This is a genomic window from Mycobacterium fragae (assembly GCF_002102185.1).
Taxonomy (GTDB): Bacteria; Actinomycetota; Actinomycetes; order Mycobacteriales; family Mycobacteriaceae; genus Mycobacterium; species Mycobacterium fragae.
Genome location: NZ_LQOW01000013.1, coordinates 1 through 5,928 on the forward strand (window position 1 = coordinate 1; position 5,928 = coordinate 5,928).

A 5,928-nucleotide genomic window follows, 5' to 3' on the forward strand; every position below is an offset into this window, starting at 1 on the left:
CAGGATGTGCCCTTTGAGGTGCTCGTGGAGCGGCTCAACCCGACCCGCAGCATGACCCATCATCCGCTGGTGCAGGTCGTGTTGGCCTGGCAAAACGTCGCCGGGCAACACAGTGACGCCGACGGCGGGTTGGCGTTGGGGGATGTGCAGGTCACCCAACTGTCGGTGGACACTCGCACCGCCCACATGGACTTGACGTTTTCGCTCGGTGAGTCCTGGAGCGAGGCCGGTGAGCCCGCCGGGATCGGTGGGGAGGTGGAATTTCGCACCGATGTGTTCGATGCGGCCAGTATCGAGGCGCTCATCAAGCGGTTGCAGCGGGTGTTGGTGGCGATGAGCGCCGATCCGATGCGGCGGCTGTCGTCGATGGATTTGCTGGATGCCGGCGAGCATGCCCGCCTGCAGGGGTGGGGTAACTGGGCGGTGTTGAGCGAGCCGGCGCCCGCTTCATTGTCGATTCCGGTGTTGTTTGCCGCGCAGGTGGCCCGCACGCCGCAGGCGGTGGCGCTGACCTTCGAGGGCCGTTCGGTGACCTATCGGGAGTTGGATGAGGCGGCCAACCGGTTGGCGCACCTGTTGGTGGCTCATGGGGCGGGTCCGGGACGGTGTGTGGCGCTGTTGTTCGAGCGCTCGATCGAGGCGATCGCAGCTATTTTGGCGGTGCTCAAGAGCGGGGCGGCCTACCTGGCGATCGATCCGGCGCATCCCGACGCCCGGATCGGGTTCATGCTCGAGGACCCCAGGCCGATCGCCGCGATCACCACGGCGGATCTGCGCTCACGGCTGTACGGGTTTGATCTGGCGGTCATCGATGTGCACGACCCGGCCATCGACGCCCAACCCAGCACGGGTCTGCCGGGGCCGGCCGCTGAGGACATCGCCCACATCATCTACACCTCGGGCACCACCGGGGTGCCCAAGGGAGTGGCCATCACCCACCACAACGTCACCCAGCTGCTGGCGTCACTGGATAGCCGGCTGCCGCGGGCGGGGGTGTGGGCGCAGTGTCACTCATACAGCTTTGACATTTCGGGCTGGGAGGTCTTCGGCGCCCTTCTGCATGGTGGGCGGCTGGTGGTGGTGCCCGAGTCAGTGACGGGCTCACCGGAAGACTTCCACAATTTACTGGTCACCGAACACGTCGGCGTCTTGAGCCAAATGCCTTCTGCGGTAAGGGCATTGTCGCCGGACGGTCTGGATTCGATGGCCTTGCTGGTGGGCGGTGAGGCCTGCCCGGCCGAGCTGGTGGATCGGTGGGCATCCGGACGAGTGCTGATCAACACCTACAGCCTGACCGAGACCACGATGTGGGCGGCGATAAGTGCGCCGTTGACGGCGGGGTCCGGCGCGCCTCCGATCGGTTCGCCGCTGCCCGGGGCGGCGTTGTTTGTGCTGGATGGCTGGTTACGACCGGTGCCGCCAGGTGTGGTCGGCGAGTTGTATGTGGCCGGTGCCGGGGTGGCGTGCGGGTATGTGGGTCGGCCGGCTTTGACCGCGTCGCGCTTTGTGGCCTGTCCGTTCGGCGGTGCGGGAACGCCGGGACAACGGATGTACCGCAGCGGAGATCTGGTGCGCTGGCGCGATGATGGGCAGCTGCAGTATCTGGGGCGCGCCGATGAGCAGGTCAATATCCGCGGGTATCGCATCGAGCTCGGCGACGTTGAGACGGTGCTGGCCGCCCATCCGGCGGTGGCACAGGCGGTCGTCGTTGCCCACACAGCCACACCCACCCGGGATTTCGATGAGGAGGCTAGCGACAAGCTGTTGGCGGGCTATGTCGTGCTGGATCAGGACATGATGCTGGTCCGGGAGCCCGAGCGAGAAGCGCAGCTAGTTGATCAGTGGCACGGGGTGTACGACGCCCTGTATTCGGAGTCGACGTCCGCGGCGGGCGCGCCAGCAGTATTGGGAGAGGACTTCGGGGCCTGGAACAGCAGTTATACCAGGGCGCCCATCCCGCTGGAGCAGATGCAGGAATGGCGGGCGGCCGCAGTGGATCGAATCCGGAGGTTCGGTCCCGGGCGGGTGTTGGAGATTGGGGTGGGTCCGGGGCTGTTGCTTGCGCACTTGGCCCCGATGTGTGTCGAGTATTGGGCTACGGACTTTTCCGCGCCCGCGATCCAGACACTACAGACGTCAGTGGCTGACCAGCCGTGGGGTGATCGGGTGCGGTTGCGGGTGCAGCCGGCGCATGTGGCGAATGGGTTGCCGCAGGGGCATTTCGATGTAGTAGTGCTCAACTCGGTGGTCCAGTACTTCCCGGGCGTGGCGTATCTGCTTGATGTGCTGACAGTGGCCATGCGGCTACTGGCACCGGGCGGGGCGTTGTTTATCGGCGATGTGCGGAACTTGTCGTTGTTGCGGGCCTTCACCACAGGCGTGTTGTGCGCTGACGCCACCGGTGGTGAGGACAGTGCCAAGGCAATCCGCGAGCGGGTTCGCGGAGACATACTTGCGGAGCAGGAACTGTTGTTGGCGCCGGAGTTCTTCGCGGCTTTGCCGCAGCACCTATCCGACGTCGCGGCTGTTGAGATACAGCTCAAGCAGATCCATGCGGTGAACGAACTGAGTTGTTTCCGGTACGAGGTGGTGCTGCGTAAAGCGCCGGTGCCAGTGCGGTCCCTTACACACTTGCCGTCCGAACCGTGGCAGCGATTCGGGAGCCTCGCCAGGCTGCGTGAATATCTGCAGTCGCGGCACCTGCCGGAGCTGCGTGTCACCGGGGTGCCGCACGCCGGGATATGGCCCGATGTGGCGCTGGCGCACGCGCTGGACCAAGCCGACGACCAGGTGTCCGTCAGCCAGTTGCGTGCCGGCATATCCGCAGCCGATGCAGTGTTGCCGCACCAATGTCATCTGCTGGGGCAGGACCTCGGATACGTCACTGCGGTGACCTGGTCGCCGACCGCGGGACTGGTCGACCTCATTTACACCCGCGCCACCGAACCGCTCGATGACGACCCCCCGCCAGCGTTATCGGATATGTACCTGCCCACCGGGCGGGTTGGTTACCTCGCCGGGCACGCCAATGACCCCGCGGCGGTTGAACGAGTGGCTGAACTGCGCCGATTTGTGGCCGCCCGGTTGCCGGAGTTCATGGTGCCGACAGTGATCATGGTGGTGGAGTCGCTGCCGTTGACGATCAGCGGCAAACTCGATCGGCGGGCGTTGCCTGCGCCGGAGTTTAAGAGCGGGGTGGTGTATCGGGCGCCGCGTGATCGACGGGAACGGGCGCTGGCCGGACTGTTCGGCGAGGTTCTCGGTGTGACGTGGGTCGGCATTGATGACGGGTTTTTCGACCTCGGTGGGCATTCACTTGCCGCGACCCGGCTAGTCGCCCGAGTCCGGGCTGAGCTCCGTATCGCGGTCCCGCTCCGGGCGTTGTTCGATGCGCCGACCGTCGCGGGGTTGGCCGAATGGATGAGGGCACATGCCGACGACCGGGCTGGGGCAGCATTGACGCCGCGGCAGCGGCCTGCGGTGGTGCCGTTGTCGTTTGCCCAGCAGCGGTTGTGGTTTATCGATCAATTCGAGGGGCCGTCACCCGTCTACAACATGGCGGTGGCGTTGCGGCTGTGTGGGCAGTTGGATCTCGAGGCGTTGGGCGCGGCGCTGGCCGATGTGGTGGGCCGTCATGAGAGCCTGCGCACGGTGTTCCCGTCGGTCGAGGGGGTACCCCAACAGCTGGTGATCCCCGCTGAGCGGGCGCAGTTGGGATTCGAGGTCGTCGATGCCACCGAGTGGTCGGCTAGCCAACTGCATGCGGGCGTCGAGGAGGCATTCCGCTACAGCTTCGATTTAGCGACCGAGATCCCATTGCGGGCAAAGCTTTTCCGTATTGCTGATCAAGAGCATGTGCTGGTGGTCGCGGTGCACCACATCGCCGCCGACGGCTGGTCGCTAAACGTGTTGGCCGTAGATGCGTGTGTCGCATATGGCGCCCGGTCCGCGGGGCAGGCTCCGGATTGGGCGCCGTTGGCTGTGCAGTATGTCGATTACACGCTGTGGCAGCGTGAGCAGCTGGGTGAGCTGGCAGATAGCCGCAGTCCCATCGCCGCGCAGCTGAGGTTCTGGGAGCAGGCCCTGGCCGGGCTGCCTGAGCGGCTGCAGCTTCCGACCGACCGGCCTTATCCGCCGGTTTCCGATTACCGCGGCGCCCGGGTGGCGATCAAGTGGCCGGCGGAGCTGCAGCAGCGGGTTGCTCATGTGGCTCGCGAGCACAACGGGACCAGTTTCATGGTGGTGCAGGCCGCTTTGGCGTTGCTGCTGTCGAAGGTCTGCGCCAGCAGTGACGTGGCGGTGGGGTTCCCGGTTGCTGGGCGCCGTGATCCGGCGCTGGATAAGTTGGTGGGTTGCTTCGTCAACACCTTGGTGTTGCGGGTCGATCTGGCCGGGGATCCCACTGTGGCCGAACTGCTGGGCCAGGTGCGGACCCGCAGCCTGGCCGCCTTCGAGCACCAGGACGTGCCCTTCGAAATGCTCGTGGAGCGGCTTAACCCCACCCGAACCCTGACCCATCACCCACTGGTGCAGGTGGCGTTGGCCTGGCAGAACTTCTCCGGGCAGGACACTGACCTCGCCGCTGGACTGACGTTGGGCGATTTGCAGGTCACGCCTCTGCCAGTGGACATTCGGGTCGCCCGCATGGACTTGGTGTTTTTCCTTGCGGAGCGCTGGAGCGAGGCGGGTGAGCCCGCCGGGATCCAGCTGGAGGTGGAGTTTCGCACCGATGTCTTCGATGCGGCCAGTATCGAGGCGTTGATCGAGCGGTTGGAGCGGGTGGTGGTGGCGCTGAGCGCCGACCCGACTCGGCGACTCTCGTCGGTGGATGTGTTGGATGCCGCTGAGCATGCCCGCCTGGATGGGTGGGGGAATCGGGCGGTGTTGTCCGCTGCGATGCCCGTTTCGGTGTCGATTCCGGTGGCGTTTGACGCGCAGGTTGCGCGCACCCCGGAGGCGGTGGCGCTCAGCTACGCGGAACGTTCGTGGACCTATCGCGAGCTTGAGGAGGCCGCGAACCGGTTGGCGCATCTGTTGTCCGGCCACGGGGTGAGCCGGGGTGAGCGGGTGGCGCTGCTGTTTGAGCGTTCGGCCGAGGCCATCATCGCGATTTTGGCGGTGCTGAAGACGGGCGCGGCGTATGTGCCGATCGATTCGGCACTCCCCGACGCCCGGATCGGGTTCATGCTCGCCGATGCGGCGCCGATGGCGGCGATCACCACCACCGGGCTGGCCCATCGGCTGGACGAGTGCGAGCTGGTGGTCATCGATATTGACGACCCCCGCATTGACACCTATCCGTGCACCGCATTGCCGGCGCCGGCGCCGGAGGATATCGCGTATCTGATTTACACCTCGGGTACCACCGGTATTCCCAAGGGGGTGGCCATCCCTCACCGCAACGTGACCCAACTGCTGGCATCCGTGAATGGCGGCGTGCCGGCAGGACCGGGGCAGGTTTGGTCGCAGTGGCACTCGTTGGCCTTCGATGTCTCGGTGTGGGAGATCTTTGGGGCGTTGCTGCGTGGTGGGCGGCTGGTGGTGGTGCCTGAAGTCGTGGCGGGCTCACCGGATGAGCTTCACGAGTTGCTGATTGCTGAACGGGTCAGCGTATTGAGCCAAACCCCCTCGGCGGTCGGGATGTTGTCGCCGCAAGGTTTGGAGTCGACGGCATTGGTGGTTGCCGGTGAGGCCTGCCCGGCTGAGCTGGTGGATCGGTGGGCGTCCGGTCGGGTATTGATCAACGCGTACGGCCCCACCGAGGCCACGGTGTATACGTCCATGAGTGCGCCATTGGTAACGGGGCCGGGGGCACCGCCGATCGGGGCGCCCGTGCCGGGGGCGGCGTTGTTTGTGCTGGATGGCTGGTTGCGGCCGGTGCCGGCCGGGGTGGTGGGGGAGTTGTATGTGGCCGGCGCCGGGGTTGGT

The 5,928-nt window shown here is 65.8% G+C and carries 1 protein-coding gene; it reads left to right on the forward strand.

What is annotated here, in order from left to right; genetic code table 11:
* Positions 1 to 5,928: non-ribosomal peptide synthetase (locus AWC06_RS23565; protein WP_139819940.1), on the forward strand; the 5,928-nt coding region annotated here is incomplete at both ends.